Source organism: Achromobacter sp. 1011791174 (assembly GCF_059760925.1).
The window spans coordinates 1-14,674 of record NZ_JCBANH010000080.1 but is presented as its reverse complement, the minus strand read 5'-3'; the positions used below and the strand labels follow the sequence as shown (position 1 = coordinate 14,674).

Annotated in this window: 12 protein-coding genes, 1 tRNA gene and 1 CRISPR repeat array (1 of these 14 cut by a window edge); of the genes, 7 read left to right on the top strand and 6 right to left on the bottom strand. The window is 68.4% G+C overall.

What is annotated here, in order from left to right; all coding sequences use genetic code 11:
• Positions 1 to 490: direct repeats of the CRISPR family, unit length 28 nt; unit sequence TTTCTAAGCTGCCTATACGGCAGCGAAC; it reaches 1,399 nt to the left of the window's first position.
• A gap of 402 nt (positions 491 to 892) precedes the next feature.
• Positions 893 to 2,326, bottom strand: coding sequence for an aldehyde dehydrogenase family protein (locus AC6LJ5_RS22845; protein ID WP_498141710.1), 1,434 nt, complete (start codon positions 2,324 to 2,326; stop codon positions 893 to 895).
• A 310-nt stretch (positions 2,327 to 2,636) separates the two neighbouring features.
• On the opposite strand from AC6LJ5_RS22845, the gene AC6LJ5_RS22840 reads away from it, so the two are divergent.
• Complete coding sequence (locus AC6LJ5_RS22840) at positions 2,637 to 3,440, top strand: FadR/GntR family transcriptional regulator (RefSeq protein ID WP_103273908.1); 804 nt, start codon at positions 2,637 to 2,639, stop codon at positions 3,438 to 3,440.
• A gap of 143 nt (positions 3,441 to 3,583) precedes the next feature.
• Positions 3,584 to 4,183, top strand: a complete 600-nt coding sequence (locus AC6LJ5_RS22835; RefSeq protein WP_498141709.1) for a hypothetical protein — start codon at positions 3,584 to 3,586, stop codon at positions 4,181 to 4,183.
• 121 nt (positions 4,184 to 4,304) lie between these two features.
• Here AC6LJ5_RS22835 and AC6LJ5_RS22830 read toward each other — a convergent pair whose 3' ends face one another.
• Positions 4,305 to 4,595: a double zinc ribbon domain-containing protein gene (locus tag AC6LJ5_RS22830; protein ID WP_103273906.1), complete on the bottom strand. Its 291-nt coding sequence runs from the start codon at positions 4,593 to 4,595 to the stop codon at positions 4,305 to 4,307.
• Here AC6LJ5_RS22830 and AC6LJ5_RS22825 point away from each other — a divergent pair.
• From AC6LJ5_RS22825 to AC6LJ5_RS22810, 4 genes are all read left to right on the top strand, one after another.
• Complete coding sequence (locus AC6LJ5_RS22825; protein WP_498141708.1) at positions 4,594 to 4,950, top strand: hypothetical protein; 357 nt, start codon at positions 4,594 to 4,596, stop codon at positions 4,948 to 4,950. The two genes, AC6LJ5_RS22830 and AC6LJ5_RS22825, sit on opposite strands and share 2 nt — an antisense overlap.
• A gap of 253 nt (positions 4,951 to 5,203) precedes the next feature.
• On the top strand, positions 5,204 to 5,986 hold the full coding sequence (gene xth, locus AC6LJ5_RS22820; protein WP_392409533.1) for an exodeoxyribonuclease III: 783 nt from the start codon (positions 5,204 to 5,206) through the stop codon (positions 5,984 to 5,986).
• Between the two features lie 63 nt (positions 5,987 to 6,049).
• Positions 6,050 to 6,125: transfer RNA gene (locus tag AC6LJ5_RS22815), tRNA-Ala, on the top strand.
• 141 nt (positions 6,126 to 6,266) lie between these two features.
• Positions 6,267 to 7,358 (top strand): RNA methyltransferase, encoded by a 1,092-nt coding sequence (locus AC6LJ5_RS22810; protein WP_103273902.1) that lies wholly within the window; start codon positions 6,267 to 6,269, stop codon positions 7,356 to 7,358.
• 148 nt (positions 7,359 to 7,506) lie between these two features.
• Here the strand turns inward: AC6LJ5_RS22810 and acpA are convergent, their stop codons facing one another.
• The 3 genes from acpA to AC6LJ5_RS22795 form a co-directional block, all read right to left on the bottom strand.
• On the bottom strand, positions 7,507 to 9,234 hold the full coding sequence (gene acpA / locus AC6LJ5_RS22805) for an acid phosphatase (protein ID WP_498141707.1): 1,728 nt from the start codon (positions 9,232 to 9,234) through the stop codon (positions 7,507 to 7,509).
• Positions 9,235 to 9,585: 351 nt separating this feature from the next.
• Positions 9,586 to 10,965: an amidase gene (locus AC6LJ5_RS22800; protein ID WP_498141706.1), complete on the bottom strand. Its 1,380-nt coding sequence runs from the start codon at positions 10,963 to 10,965 to the stop codon at positions 9,586 to 9,588.
• Complete coding sequence (locus AC6LJ5_RS22795; protein ID WP_103273899.1) at positions 10,962 to 12,305, bottom strand: MFS transporter; 1,344 nt, start codon at positions 12,303 to 12,305, stop codon at positions 10,962 to 10,964. Before AC6LJ5_RS22795 ends, AC6LJ5_RS22800 begins: the two co-directional genes overlap by 4 nt.
• A gap of 175 nt (positions 12,306 to 12,480) precedes the next feature.
• On the opposite strand from AC6LJ5_RS22795, the gene AC6LJ5_RS22790 reads away from it, so the two are divergent.
• The gene (locus AC6LJ5_RS22790) at positions 12,481 to 13,521 is read left to right on the top strand and encodes a LacI family DNA-binding transcriptional regulator (RefSeq protein ID WP_103273898.1); all 1,041 of its coding nucleotides are present in this window, start codon (positions 12,481 to 12,483) and stop codon (positions 13,519 to 13,521) included.
• Positions 13,522 to 13,536: 15 nt separating this feature from the next.
• Here AC6LJ5_RS22790 and AC6LJ5_RS22785 read toward each other — a convergent pair whose 3' ends face one another.
• Positions 13,537 to 14,352: a class I SAM-dependent methyltransferase gene (locus AC6LJ5_RS22785; RefSeq protein ID WP_498141705.1), complete on the bottom strand. Its 816-nt coding sequence runs from the start codon at positions 14,350 to 14,352 to the stop codon at positions 13,537 to 13,539.
• Positions 14,353 to 14,674 lie beyond the last annotated feature (322 nt).

Genomic DNA, 14,674 nt, shown 5'->3' with positions numbered 1-14,674 from the left:
GGCAGCGAACGTCGACGCGTCTGCCGATCTCGACCTGGGTCATTTCTAAGCTGCCTATACGGCAGCGAACCCCGTGGCAGAGGCAGCGCCCTGGTCGCCCGTTTTCTAAGCTGCCTATACGGCAGCGAACGTGGGCGATCTTGGGGGCCGTTGCCGCCGGCATTTCTAAGCTGCCTATACGGCAGCGAACAAGGCTTGGCTCCTGTCCCGCGGGCTGACCGATTTCTAAGCTGCCTATACGGCAGCGAACTCGCCAGCTTCCCCATCGCGACCTTTTGAGCGTTTCTAAGCTGCCTATACGGCAGCGAACCGTGGAGGTGATGGCATGAACGCGGGCGAATTTTTCTAAGCTGCCTATACGGCAGCGAACAAGACCGAGCCGCGCTCCGGAAAGATCTTCCTTTTCTAAGCTGCCTATACGGCAGCGAACCAGCAGGCCGGCCACCACGTAGGCGGCGACGCTTTCTAAGCTGCCTATACGGCAGCGAACTGTGCATCAAACTCCACAGCCGCTTGATTCTAAAGAAAAAACCACTCCCCGGGTTCCAAACACCCAAATTTTCACCCCTTCCGTAAGTCCTTGATTTTTATGGCGCCGTTAAATCCCACAAAAAAAGGGTTCGGCGCATGCAGTCCTTCCACATCAGGATCCACGCCCCTGCCCGGCAGTCTTCCGCAATACTGTGGAACATTCTCGCCCCCGCCAAAACCGCCTGGGTCGGCCCGCAGCCATGCCCGCATCCCGTCACAACAAATAGCGCACCCCTCTCCCGAAAAGACAGGACGCGTACAGGCCGATGAAGAGTCGGCGCACGTGTCTCCCCAAAACAAAAAAACCGAGGCCGCGCACCCGGCGCGGCCTCGGCCTTGCTACAAAAACCACGCCGACGCGTCAGTGCTTGATCGCGATCGTCTTCAAGGTCGTGAAGCCATACAGCGCCTCGAACCCCTTCTCGCGGCCATAACCCGACTGGCGCGAACCGCCGAACGGCAGTTCCACCCCACCGCCCGCGCCGTAGTTATTGACGAAGACCTGGCCGGCGCGCAGCTGGCGGGCCAGGCGCAGCTGGCGGGCGCCGTCGCGCGTCCAGACGCCGGCGACCAGGCCGTAAAGCGTGCCATTGGCCAGCGCGACCGCTTCCGCTTCGGTGTCGAAGGCCATGGCGGCCAGCACCGGGCCGAACACTTCCTCCTGCGCCAGGCGGCTGTTCGGCGGCACGTCGCGGAACAGCACCGGCACCTGGTAGTAGCCGGACGCGGACGCGCCGTCCTTGAGCTTGCCGCGCGCCGCCACCTTCAGGCCCTCGGCCTCGGCTTCGGCGACGAAGCCGCGCACGCGGTCGTGCTGGCGGGCGCTGATCAGCGGGCCCACGTCCAGGTCCTGCGCCGCCGGGCCGGTCACGGTGGCGGCGAAGGCCTCGGACAGGCGCTTGAGCACGGTTTCGTACACGCCGCGCTGGATCAGCACGCGGCTGCCGGCCGAGCAGGTCTGGCCGGCGTTCTGGATGATGGCGGCCAGCAGCACAGGCATGGCGGCGTCCAGGTCGGCGTCGTCGAACACGATCTGCGGCGACTTGCCGCCCAGTTCCAGCGTGACGGGCACGTGGTTGTCGGCGGCGGCGTGCGCCACCATCTTGCCGGTCTGCGGCGAGCCGGTGAAGGAGATGTGGTCGATGCCCGGATGAGCCGACAGCGCCGCGCCGGCCTCGTGGCCGTAGCCGGTAACGATGTTCAGCGCGCCGGCCGGCAGGCCGGCCTCGGCCGCGATCTCGGCCAGCTTGAGCAGCGACAGGCAGGCATCCTCGGCCGGCTTGACCACGCAGGCGTTGCCGGCGGCCAGCGCCGCGCCCACGCTGCGGCCGAAAATCTGCAGCGGGTAGTTCCAGGGCACGATGTGGCCGGTCACGCCATGCGCCTCGCGCACGGTCAGCACGGTGAAGCCCGGGTTGTAGGGAATGGTCTGGCCGTGCAGCTTGTCGACCGCGCCGGCGTAGAACTCGAAGTAGCGAGCCACGGCGGCGGCGTCGGCGCGCGCCTGCTTGATGGGCTTGCCGGTGTCGGCCGATTCCAGTTGCGCCAGTTCTTCCTGGCGGTCGAGCAGCGCGAAGGCGATGCGCATCAGCAGACGGCTGCGGACGGCCGGCGCCATCTGCCCCCACTCGCCCTCGAACGCCGCGCGCGCCGCGCCCACGGCGCGGTCCACGTCTTCCTGGCCCGAGCGCGCGATCGTCTCGAACTGCTGACCGTCGGACGGGTTCAGCACGGGAATGGTGTCACCGGTGGCGGCGGCCACCCATTGATTGGCGATGAAGTTCTTTTGGCTCACGATGTGCGCAGTAAAGTGGCGGCCGGACGGCCAGTTGCTGAAACGGCTGGCGGCTGCGCCGCCGAGTCTCCCGGGCGTCTCCGGCGGGAGCCGGAAACGCGGCCCGCGCGTCGATCGCACAGGCCTTGTGATTTGATGGAAAATTACGGGAGCGCCCGACAACTTGTCAATTGCATTGACAGCTTTTGTCCCAAGCTTCAGGAATTTTCCAGCCCGACTCGGGTTATCCCTAGGATTGCGCGCCCCCGCGCCGCACCGGTCTTGTCAACGCGCATGACAAGCCGCAAGCCCAGACAGAAGGAGCGCAGCGATGAGCAACACGCGTGACCCGCAGCTCGATGCCCTGCTGCAGGCCGCCAGCCGGCCCAGGCCCGAACTGGATGCGCTGGCCGAGGTCGCGTCCGGCCTGGGCTATGTGCGGGCCGAGCGCTTCGCCGAACGCGTCTACGAGAGCCTGTTCTACGCCATTGCCACCGGCAAGATCGCGCCGGGCAGCAAGCTGCCCGCCGAGCTGGAACTGGCCGCGCTGTTCGACGTGTCGCGCCCGGTCGTGCGCCAGGCGCTGGACCGGCTGCGCGAGGACCAGCTGGTGGACTCGCGGCGCGGCTCGGGCACCTATGTGCGCGCCAAGCCCGACCTGATGGGCGGCATGCCCGCGGTCGACCCGGCCCGGCGCGTCGGCCACATCCTGGAAGGGCTGGAGCTGCGCATGGTGATCGAGCCCGAGTGCGCCTATTTCGCGGCCCTGCGCCGCAGCGAACGCGACCTGCAGGAAATGGACCGCATGCTGGCCGGCTACGAGGATGCGGACGCGTCCGGCAACATCGCCCACCACCACGACTTCGGCTTTCATCGCGCCATCGCCGCCGCCACCGGCAACCAGCGCTTCGTGCAGGTGCTCAAGTCGCTCGAGTACGACGTCAGCCACGCGGTCAACGTGATGCGGCAGCTGGTCCATATCGAACCCTGGAAGCGCACCCGCGCCGCCATCGACGAACACCGCCAGATCTACCGCTTGATCCGCGAGCAGGACGCAGAGGGCGCGCGCAACATCATGCGCTCGCACATCGAGAAGGCCCGCAGCCGGATGCTCAACAGCGGGCCGGAACAGTAGGCGTCGCCGCGACGCACAGTGTTACGAAAAAACTGTGCGGATTCACATGCCCTGAAACGTCTATAGGTATGGACCGGGAAATCCCCCGGCCTCGCCGGCGGTTCGCGCACGCCGCCGGCCAGCCCAACGGACGGAGTGGCGCCTTGCAATCCTCGGACAAACCCAGCACCGGCACGATGGACGCCAACGGTCGTCGGCCCTGGCTCGGCGCTTCGGCGCCGGACTCGTCGCCCGCCGCTGCCGCCGCCCCGCCCAGCCTGCGCTGGCGCGGCCCGTGGCGGACCTGGCTGTTGCTGTCCTGGGCGATCTGCACGCTGGCCTCGCCCACCTTCGCCTTCGTCGTCGTTTTGCTCTGCATCGATGCCCGCAGCGACAACCCGTATTTCTGGTGGTCGCTGCCCCTCATCGTCGCTGCCGGCAATGCTGTCGCGATCCTGCGCACCCACTATCGTCATGGCCGCCGTGGCTATGCCGACCGCGCCGCGCTGGCGCGCCAGCACGCCGCCACCGCCCAGGCCACGGCCGGCGCCCTGTTCCTGGCGGCGGGCGCCGCCTCGGGGCTGCTGCCGGAACTGGCCGCCATGTTGCTGGGCACACGGGACGCCGGACCGGCCGCCCTGGGCGGGATCGCGCTCGCCATGGGATTCGGCGTGGCCTCGCATGTACATGCCGGAGCGCTGCATGCCTGGCTGGCCTTTCGCGAGCCGGCCGCCGCCATGGCGGCGCCGGCCAGCGCGCGCTGACGGCGGCTCGAAGCCGCCTGGGAACCGTCATCTAGCGCGCCTTGAGCGCGGGTCGACGTCGCCATCAGTACAGCATCGCGCATCCGCGCCAGGCGCCGCCACGCCGGCGCACAAGCGCGCGTCAAGCCTGCGCCCGCGCGCCGCACTGTCCGCAGAAACTCGCGCCGGGCGCCAGCGTCGCCCGGCATTGCGCGCACGCGGCCGGCGTCAGCGATGCACCGCATTGCGCGCAGAACCGGCCGCCCGCGGCCTGCGCCGCGCCGCAAGCGCCGCAGGCAAGCGCGGCCTGGCGGGGTTGAGGATTCAGGTTCGGATCACCGTAGGATCCGTTCTGGCCGTGCCGGTTGCCGTGTGAACCGTAGCCGTGACGGCTGCCATGGCCGCCTCCCAAAAGATGCTTCAGTATGCCCATGTCGGACTCCAAATCGCCTTGCGGCATTGACCTGGGCTTGATTGAAAAGCCTGAAGTTACTTTAGAGTCAAACATCACCCGCACATTGGGCAGGCGTCCGCAGGCCTCATCCTTACTTCCTGCCGATGAGCAAGGCCAGGCAAATCATGCCGATCAGGGTTCCTCCGATGGCGAAAGCGGCGCGCTCTGCACGCTCGGATTCAATCAGCAGCCCAAGGGCGCAGGCCGCCAACAACAAAGAAATCAAGAGTCCCAGAAGGAATGGACGCCAACTTCGACGCGCCGAATTCGAAGCCGCACGCCAAGCACACTTCAGCTTGTTCATGGAGATTTCGAGAAAATTAGTGCCGGATGATTGATGCTAGCAAATGTTTCACTGACGGAAAACAATTTTCCAAAAATACGGACAATGCCCCACCACGTCCGCAGGCCGGCTGGAGCCGCGCCGCCCTTCGCGACGGGCTGGAGGGAGGAATCGATAGGCGCGGTATCATCTTGCGCATCCTCGCGCCCAGCCTGTGCATCAGGCCACCCGCTGAATCCGCAGTCCAGCGGCCCCTGCCAGGCAGACCGTCAGGAAAGCCGCAAGAACCATGACCAAAATGACCATGAAGTTAGCCACCTGGAACGTCAACTCCCTCAACGTGCGCCTGCCCCAGGTGCTGGACTGGCTGGCCGCCAATCCGGTCGACGCGCTGTGCCTGCAGGAACTGAAGCTCACCGACGACAAATTCCCGGAAGCCGCCTTCACCGAGGCCGGCTATCACGCCGTCTGGGCCGGCCAGAAGACCTACAACGGCGTCGCCATCCTGTCGCGCGCGCCCGGCGCCGGCATGGTCCGCAACATCCCCGGCTTCGAGGACCCGCAGCAGCGCGTGCTGGCGCTGACGCTGCCCAGCCCGGACGGCGACGTCCGCGTGGTCTGCGCCTATTGCCCCAACGGCCAGAGCGTGGGTTCCGACAAATACGAGTACAAGCTGGCCTGGTTCGAGGGCATGCGCAAGTGGCTGGCCGACGAGATCGGCCAATACCCGCGCCTGGCCGTGCTGGGCGACTACAACGTCGCGCCGGCCGACGAGGACGTGCACAACCCGGAAAAGTGGGAAGGCCAGGTGCTGGTGTCCGAACCCGAGCGCAACGCCTTCCGCGCCCTGCTCGACCTGGGCCTGACCGATTCCTTCCGCCTGTTCCCGCAGCCCGAGAAGTCCTTCAGCTGGTGGGATTACCGCCAGTTCGGCTTCCGCCGCAATGCCGGCCTGCGCATCGACCATGTGCTGCTGTCGGCGCCGCTGGTCAAGCGCTGCGTGGCCTGCGACATCGACAAGGAACCGCGCCGCAACGAACAGCCCTCGGACCACGCGCCGGTGATCGCCACGCTGTCCTTCGAATAAGAATTTCCAGCGTTTTTGCACAGCGCGGGAATTTTCCTGTATAGTTTCGGTCTTGCTTGATTTGGGGCGGTAGCTCAGCTGGGAGAGCGTCGCGTTCGCAATGCGAAGGTCGGGAGTTCGATCCTCCTCCGCTCCACCAAATTCCAGACAAAAAAGCCTTGGATACACACTGTGTTCCGAGGCTTTTTTGTATCTGCAAGCGCGTAATCTGCAAGCTCATCAATTCGCTCGACTGCACAGGCCAGGCGACCAGCATCTGGCGTCGCCCGCCTCTTTCCCCATGCGCCACGCCGACTTCGACCAACGTCTCGCCTCCCTTGATGCCCTGCCCGTGCATCGCGGCCGGCTCATGCGCGTCTGGCTGCAAGGCCAGCCGCTGGACCAGGGCACGCGGCGGCGCGACTCCCAGCACTTCCTGCCGCTGGCGCTGCGCAACGCCGTGCCCGCCCTGACGGCGGAGCTGGACGGCCTGGCCCGCGTCCGATCCGAGCATGCCGGCAACGATGGCTCGCGCCTGCTGGTCGAATTGGCCGACGGGCAGATGGTGGAAAGCGTGCTGCTGCCGCGCGATGGGCTTTGCGTCTCGACCCAGGTCGGCTGCGCGGTGGGCTGTCGCTTCTGCATGACCGGCAAGAGCGGCCTGATCCGGCAGGTCACCAGCATGGAGATCCTGGCCCAGGTGGTGCTGGCGCGGCGCATGCGCGCGGTGAAGAAGGTGGTTTTCATGGGCATGGGCGAGCCGGCGCACAATCTCGAGAACGTGCTCGAAGCCATCGATCTGCTCGGCACCGAGGGCGGCATCGGCCACAAGAACCTGGTGTTCTCGACGGTGGGCGACCCGCGCGTGTTCGAGGCGCTGCCCCGGCAGCGCATCAAGCCCGCGCTGGCGCTGTCGCTGCACACGACCAAGGCGGAACTGCGCGCGCACCTGTTGCCGCGCGCGCCGAGAATCGCGCCCGAAGCGCTGGTCGAACTCGGCGAACAGTACGCCCGCGACACGGGCTATCCGATCCAGTATCAATGGACGCTGCTCAAGGGCGTCAACGACGGCGACGACGAGCTCGACGCCATCGTGCGCCTGCTCAAGGGCAAGTACGGCGTGCTCAACGTCATTCCCTTCAACAGCCTGGAAGGCGATGATTACGAGCGCCCCGATCCCGAGCGCATCCGCGAGATCGTCCGCAGCCTGCACAGCCGTGGCGTGCTGACCAAGATCCGCAACAGCGCCGGGCAGGACGTGGACGGCGGCTGCGGCCAGCTGCGCGCCCGCGCCGCCGGCGCGGAGCAGGTGGTGGCGCTGCGCCGCGCGCGCACGGCGAGGCCGGACGCATCGCAAGCCGTCACGACCACCGCCGTCGACGCATCGAACTGAAGACTTGCGTCCCGCCCGGTCCTCGGGATGGCCTCACCGAACCAGCACAGCCCCTGCTTGCCATCTGCCTGCCGGCAAACCCAGGCTTGCACAAGACAAGACCAGGGCGGCCATGACGACCGCCCTGCTCCACATCAAGCGCTGAACATCACGCGCCAAGCGTCAGGGCATTGGTCAGATCGCCCATCGGCTGCTGCCCGCGCCCCTTCATCGCCTCGTCGCGCGCCTTCAATCCATCCAGCACCGGCAGGTCGAACAGCCGCGTGGCCAGGCGCAGGATCGAGCCAGTGTCGTAGATGGTGTGATCCACCGCGCCCTTCTTCGAGAACGGCGAGATCACCAGCGTCGGAACGCGCGAACCCGGGCCCCAGCGGTCGCCCTTGGGCGGCGCGACGTGGTCCCACCAGCCGCCATTCTCGTCCACGGTGATGACCACCACCATGTTCTTCCATTGCGGGCTGTTGCGCAGGCTGTCGACGATGTGGGCGATGTGGCGGTCGCCCGACTCCACGTCCGCGTAGCCGGCATGCATGTTGAGATTGCCCTGCGGCTTGTAGAAGGTCAGCGGCGGCAGCTTGCCGGCCTCGACGTCGGCCAGGAATTTGTTGGTCGCGGTGATGTCGCCCAGGCCGCCGTCGCGCAGATGCGCCGTGCGCGCCGGTGTGCCGGGCGCGGTGCTCTTGAAGTAGTTGAAGGGCTGGTGATGCGCCTGGAAGTTGGGCGAGGCCGGAAAGCCGGTGTTGGCGGTGGAATCGACGGCGGCCTGCCAGCCGCCGGCGTACCAGGCCCAATCCAGGCCCTTGGCCGTCATCAGGTCGCCGATGTTGGCGTGGCCTTGCGGCACCATGGTCATCGGGTTGGCGGGATCGGCCAGCGTCGGATCGGCGGCGCTGCGCGAGAACGCCGGCCAGTACGGCGGCCCCATGGTATTCACGCCAAAGCCGTCGGGCGAGAGCGCGCTGGGGCCGAACTGCGGGCTGCCGGTAAGGGCGCTGGCCGGGGACGTGGGCTTGGGCTGCAGGCGTGTGTCGGTCGGATCCGCGCTTTGCAGCTGGGCGATCTGGACCTTGGCCACCGAGTTGGCCGCATCCGGATAGACCGGCGGCTGCGCGGCGACCAGGTATTGGTGGTTCAGGAACGAGCCGCCGAAGGCGCCCTGGAAGAAGTTGTCGCAGAGCGTGAATTCCTGGGCCAGCTTCCACAGCCGCAGGTTGTAGGCCGAGTCGCTGTAGTAGCCCATGACCAGGCCGCCCGAATCCGCCCAGGCGACGAAGCGGTCGTTCTTGCCGCCGTTGATCTGCATCTGGTTCTGATAGAACACGTGCCACAGATCGCGCGTGACCACGCCTTGCGGCAGCGGTTCGCCTTGAGGACCGCCCAGCGCAAACGGCGCGTTGGCCAGGTTGTTCATGTAGGGCGCTGCCTGGTCCACCTGATAAGTGATGTGGTTGGCCTGCTGCGATTGCGGCACCATGCCGCCCCACACCGGCGGCAGCGCGGGCAGCGCCGTGCCGTCGCGGTCGTACTGCGTGTAGTCGGCGGCGGTGAGCGCGGACAGCGGCTTTTCCACGCCGGGGAAATTGGCGAAGAGATTATTGAAGCTGCGGTTCTCGGCGTAGATCACGACCAAGGTCTTGACCTTGTCGCGCAGCAGCCTGGTGGTGTCGGGCGGTGTCGGCGGAGCCGGCGGCGGCGCGGGCTTGTCGTCGTCATTGTCATCGCTGGAGCAACCACCCAGCGCGCCCAGCGCGGTGGCGCTGGCGCCGAGCGCGGCGATGCCGGTCAGGAAGCCGCGGCGCGCGGGGCGGATCTGCTCCGGCGGATCGCCCTGGACGTCTTCGGGCGGCGTGACGGCGGGGTGTTCTTTTTCAGACATGAGTGACCTTGCGTGGAACGCGGCGCACTGTCATTGCGTCGCAGGGCGCCGGATGACAGCCGACATCGTTGACGGGCCACAGGCTAGAGACGCAATGTTCTCCGGGTGTGACCGGTTGCTGTCTGGGGGCTGTCAAGCCGCTTGCGCGCCCGGGCCGTGCGTGAGTGGCGCGGCATGGAGAACCCTCCGCAAGGGCAAGGGAAAACGATGAGGAAAAAGAAAAGCGCCGCGAGGCGCATCAAGGCTCTCGCGGCGCTGGAGCAGCGACGCTTCAGGAAGCTGTCAGCAGGCGGCGCGGCGTGATGCCGCCCTACTCTGCGCCCGCCTGCCGCAAGGCATGTCCGCCCGGATTCAAGCGCGCGCCGGCTTCCAATGCCGCGCCGCCAGCGCCAGCAGCGCCGCGTCCGCGCCGGCCGGCCCCACCAGTTGCAGGCCCACGGGCAGTCCGTCCATGAAGCCCGCGGGCAGGCTGATGGCCGGCAGGCCGAGCACGTTCCACGGATTGGTCAGGCCCAGCAGCGTTTCACGCACGCCGGCGCTGCCCGGACCATTGACGCTGCGCTGCTGCAAGACCGGCGCGGTGATCGCGACGGTGGGCAGCGCCAACGCGTCGACATGCTCGAAGATCCGCGCGAACGCGGTCTGCAGCCGCGCCCTTTCCTTCAGGCCGCGCACGTACTCCCAACCCTGCACCGGCCGCGAGGCGCGCAGCCGTTCCAGCACTTCGGGGTCGTACTTGCCGGGCTCGCGCTCGACGCGCTCGGCGTGCACCTCGTAGGCTTCGGAACGCTGGATCGCGCTCAATGCGGCCTGCAGCGCGCGCGCGTGCAAGGCGACCTCGCCGCCGTCCAGCAGCGCCGCGCCAGCCAGCCGCTCCGCCGCCGCGCGCGCGCAGGCGGTGACCGGCTCGTGATCGATGGCGAACGGCGCGTTGGCGAGCCAGGCGATGCGCGGCGCATCGCTCGCATCCCCGGCATCGGCGATGGCGCCTTCGCTCAGGATGCCGATGAACGCCCGCGCGTCCTCCACGCGCTGCGCCAGCACGCCCACGTCCTCGATCGAGGGCGACAGCGGAAACACGCCAGCATCGCTGACGCGACCATGCGAGGGCTTGAAGCCGACCAGGCCGCACAGCGCCGACGGCACGCGCACCGAGCCGCCGGTGTCCGTGCCCAGCGCCACCGGCACCATGCCCGCCGCCACCGCCGCCGCGCTGCCGGCGCTGGAACCGCCGGTGATGCGCGCCGGATCCCAGGGATTGCGCGCGGCGCCCTGGACGCTGCGGTCGCCGGTGGGGCCGTAGGCGAATTCATGCGTCAGCGTCTTGCCGATCACGATGGCGCCGGCTTCGCGCAGCAGCGCCACGCAGCGCGCGTCGGCCGCCGGACGATGGCCCAGGAAATGCGCGGCGCCCATGGTGGTGGGCATGTCGGCGGTGTCGACGTTGTCCTTGATGGCCACGGGAATGCCGTGCAGCGGACCGCGCACTCGCCCCGCCGCGCGCTCGGCGTCGAGCGCGCGCGCCTGCGCCAGCGCGGCGGGAATATCCGTGTGCACGAAGGCGTTGAGCTGCGGGTTGAGCCGTTCGATGGCCGCGCCGGCGTGGCGCACCAGATCCTCGGCGCTGAATGCCCCCTCGGCCATGCCTCGCGCCAGTTCAGCGAAGCCGCGACCCGCGAAGAAGCCCGGTTCGACCGCCAGGCGCGGCGTGTTGCTCGCGGGCCGGCTCATCGCGCGGCTCCGGTCTGCGCGGCGCCGGCGGGCAGGCGCGGCGCGACGCCGGGGCGCACCTGCAGCATGGCGATCATGCCGATGGCGGTAGCGATGGACGCCGCCACGAACATCACCGAATAGCCATGCCGCGCGGCCAGGTAACCGGTCAGCGTGGGCGCGAGGATCGAGGCGATGTTGGCGAAGAAGTGCATCAGGCCGCTGAAGGTGCCGACGCGGCTGGCCGGCGCGGTGTCGATGACCACGGCCCAGTACACGGAGTTGGGCAGCGCGTTCAGCGCATTGGCCAGCGTCATCAGCGCGATCACGGCGAACACCGACTGCGCCTGCGACACCAGCATGAAGCACAGCGCGGTGGCCAGCAGGCAGCCGGCGGCGAACCAGCTGCGCGCGATCTTCAGGCTGCCGGTGCGCTTGAGCAGCAGGTCGGAGATGCGGCCGCCCAGCAGCACGGTGACGCAGGCGCCGGTCCAGGGAATCATGCCCATGTACCAGAGCGAGGACAGGCTGTAGCCGAAGTTGTCCTGCAGGTACTTGGGGGTCCAGGTCAACAGCAGGAAGTTCACGTACATGAACGAGAAATAGCCCAGCGTGTTGAGCATCAGCGTCTTGCTGCGGAAGAAGCTCCACCACGGCAGCGCGGGGCCGTCCACGGCCTGGCCGGCGGCGGCCTGCTGGCGGGCCGACTGGATCTCGCGCAGCTCGGCGGGCGACACGCGCGGATTGGTTTCCGGGCGGTCGGTGAAGATGCGCATGAAGAACACCAGCACGATCAGGCCGGCGCCGCCCAGGATGTAGAACATGGCGCGCCAGCTGCCGGTCAGGCTCAGCAGCCCCACCGCCACCGGCGCGGTCAGCAGCGCGCCCAGCGGCGTGCTGAGCAGGCCGAAGCCGACCACGAAGCCGCGTTCGCGCGGCGTGGCCCAGTTGGCGATGGTCTTGTTGATGATGGAGTACGCCGGCCCTTCGGCCGCGCCGAACAGGATGCGGATGGTGGCGAAGCCGGCCAGCGCCGAGCCGCCCAGGAAGGCCAGGCCGAAGTCGCCGGCCCAGGCCGTGGCGATCTCGAATACCGACCAGGTCACGCCGGCCACGATCCAGACCTTGCGCGGGCCGTAGCGGTCGGCCAGCATGCCGCCGAACAGCGCGCCCACCATGTAGCCGTAGCCGAAATAGCCCAGCACCGAGCCCCAGTCGCCCCGGTCCAGGCCGTATTCGCCGGTGATGTGGGCGGCGGCATAGGACATGGCGCCACGGTCGATGTAATTGATCAGCGCCAGCAGCACCACCATTGTGAAGATCCGGTAGCGGAACCGGGAATTCTGCGTTTCAGTCGTCATTGCGATCGGTCCAGTCGATTTACCCAAACGTTTGGGTTGCGGAATGCTAGTGGTTTTGGGCGGGAAGCGACACCGGGAAAACCCTAGATGAATTTCAGCGGCGGGACGCCGGCAGGGACCACGCGGCGCCGGCGGCGCGCCTCATGGCGCGCGCCAGCGTGTATCCTCCAGCCCCATGAACAAATCCCGTCCCGTCACGCTGCAAAGCCTGGCGCGGCAGCTCGGCCTGAACGTGTCGACGGTGTCCCGGGTCCTGAACGGTTCCGAGGACGATGCGCGCGGCGCGGCCGCGCCCGGCACCGTCGAGCGCATCCGCGCGCTGGCGGCCGAGCTGCGCTACCAGGCCAATCCGCACGCCGCCAGCCTCAAGACCCGCCGCAGCCGCAGCATCGGCGTGCTGGTGCCGCGCCTGTCCGACATGGTGCTGGCCACGATCTACGAAGGCGTGGACGAGGCCGCCGCCGAACACGGCTACCTGACCTTCGTCTCCAACACCCAGGACCAGCCGGACAAGCAGCGCAAGCTGATCGACATGGCGCTGGCGCGGCGCGTGGATGGCCTGATCCTGGGCGATGCGCACAGCGGCCCGGACGCCAGCCCCAATCCGCTGCTGGCCGAACTGGCCGCGCGCGGCGTGCCCTTCGTGCTGGTCAGCCGCCATGCCGACGCGCATTGCGCGGTGACCTGCGACGACATCGAGGGCGGCCGCCTGGCTGCGCGCCATCTGCTGGACATGGGCCATCGCCGCATCGCGGTGATGACCGGCGAACCGTATGCCAGCACCGGCCGCGACCGCACGGCCGGCTTCCTGGAAATCTGCGCCGAGCGCGGCGTGGACGTACCCGCGCGCTGGCGCATTCCCAGTCCCTTCGATACCGATGCCGGCCGCGGCGTCGGCGCCGGCCTGCTGGCCGGCCCGGATCGCCCCACCGCCATCTTCGCGGTCAACGACTTCCTGGCGGTGGGCGTGATGGGCGCGGCGCGCGAGCGCGGGCTGGAAGCCGGCCGCGACGTCGCCATCGTGGGCTATAACGACACGCCGCTGGCCGGCGCGCTGCCCATCGGCCTGAGCACCATCCATTCGCCGATGCACCAGATGGGCCGGCTGGGCCTGGAACTGCTATTGCAGAAACTGGCCGGCGGCGATCCGGGCAGCCTGCGCCTGGCGCCCTCGCTGGTGGTGCGCGGCAGCAGCGACCGGCCCGTGCCGGGCTGATCGCCGCGCGCGCGCTCAGACGGGCTTGACGGCCCGGGTGGCCAGGAAGGTCGGCAGGTAGCCGTCGATCACGAAACGCGGCCGGGGCTGGCGCGCTTCGTGAAAGCCCGCCAGCAGGAAACCGGCATCGAGCTGGCCGCCGATCTGGTCCTGCAGCGTGTGGCCGAACACCAGCGCCTCGCCGCGCGCGCGCTTGGCCTCCAGCGTCGCGGAATCCAGATGCCGCGTGTCCGCGTAGGGCAGCGGGTGCGCCGGCCGGATCAGGCCCTGCTCCGCGTATCGCGGATCGCGGTCGCCCACGAACACCACCGGGTTGTAGAAGCTGGACAGCAGCCGGCCACCCGGCCGCAGCACGCGGAAGCACTCGCGCCACACGGGCCGCACGTCCGGCACGTACAGGTTGGAGATGGGGTGGAACACCACGTCGAAGGTCTGATCGTCGAAGGCCGACAGGTCGCGCATATCGCCTTGCACGGCGCTCAGCGCCAGCCCTTCGCGGCGCGCCACGGCGCGGTCCTGGTCCAGCTGCCCTTCGGACAGGTCGAACACCGTGACCTCGGCGCCGGCCGCGGCCAGCACCGGGGCCTGCTGGCCGCCGGCGCAAGCCAGGCACAGGATGCGCAGGCCACGGACCGCGTCCAGCCAGCCGCGCGGCAGCGGCTCCGGCGTCAGGCGCGCGGCGGACAGATCACCGCCGCGAGCAGCCGCGATGATCCCGGGGGTCACGGGCCGCGACCATTCGCAGTCCTGCGCGGCCTGCTGGTCCCAGGCTGCCTGATTGTGGGCCAGCAGATCCAGGCTGTCGTCCTGAGGGTTGGAGGATGCCGTCATGAAGAGAACTCCTTGATGCGCATCGCGCGCGCGCCACGGGCCCGGCCGGCGAACGCGCGTGGCTCCGCCCTGCCTGTGGCTTGCGACACACTTGAGATGCGTGAAACGGGTGCCCGGCGGGCGCGGACGCGCGGTCGCCGGAGGGACGCGCCATTCCGGCAAGGCCGCGATGGCTTGCCGGAAGTGGCGGAAGGTGCAGGTCAGGCCTGGATGATCATTTTGATGCGCTCCTTTGAGCAGCGGGTATTCTATCCCACCTTGCACGCAGGCAAGAACCGCCAGGCAGCCGGCCGCAACGCCGCAGCCGCGCCCTTGCCGGCAA

What these genes read in the sequence shown, in the direction of transcription:
- AC6LJ5_RS22840 (WP_103273908.1), top strand. Translation starts at nt 2,637, where the DNA reads ATGAGCAACACGCGTGACCCGCAGCTCGATGCCCTGCTGCAGGCCGCC.
- AC6LJ5_RS22825 (WP_498141708.1), top strand. Translation starts at nt 4,594, where the DNA reads ATGTCGGACTCCAAATCGCCTTGCGGCATTGACCTGGGCTTGATTGAA.
- AC6LJ5_RS22830 (WP_103273906.1), bottom strand. Translation starts at nt 4,595, where the DNA reads ATGGGCATACTGAAGCATCTTTTGGGAGGCGGCCATGGCAGCCGTCAC.
- xth (WP_392409533.1), top strand. Translation starts at nt 5,204, where the DNA reads ATGAAGTTAGCCACCTGGAACGTCAACTCCCTCAACGTGCGCCTGCCC.
- AC6LJ5_RS22810 (WP_103273902.1), top strand. Translation starts at nt 6,267, where the DNA reads ATGCGCCACGCCGACTTCGACCAACGTCTCGCCTCCCTTGATGCCCTG.
- acpA (WP_498141707.1), bottom strand. Translation starts at nt 9,234, where the DNA reads ATGTCTGAAAAAGAACACCCCGCCGTCACGCCGCCCGAAGACGTCCAG.
- AC6LJ5_RS22800 (WP_498141706.1), bottom strand. Translation starts at nt 10,965, where the DNA reads ATGAGCCGGCCCGCGAGCAACACGCCGCGCCTGGCGGTCGAACCGGGC.
- AC6LJ5_RS22795 (WP_103273899.1), bottom strand. Translation starts at nt 12,305, where the DNA reads ATGACGACTGAAACGCAGAATTCCCGGTTCCGCTACCGGATCTTCACA.
- AC6LJ5_RS22790 (WP_103273898.1), top strand. Translation starts at nt 12,481, where the DNA reads ATGAACAAATCCCGTCCCGTCACGCTGCAAAGCCTGGCGCGGCAGCTC.
- AC6LJ5_RS22785 (WP_498141705.1), bottom strand. Translation starts at nt 14,352, where the DNA reads ATGACGGCATCCTCCAACCCTCAGGACGACAGCCTGGATCTGCTGGCC.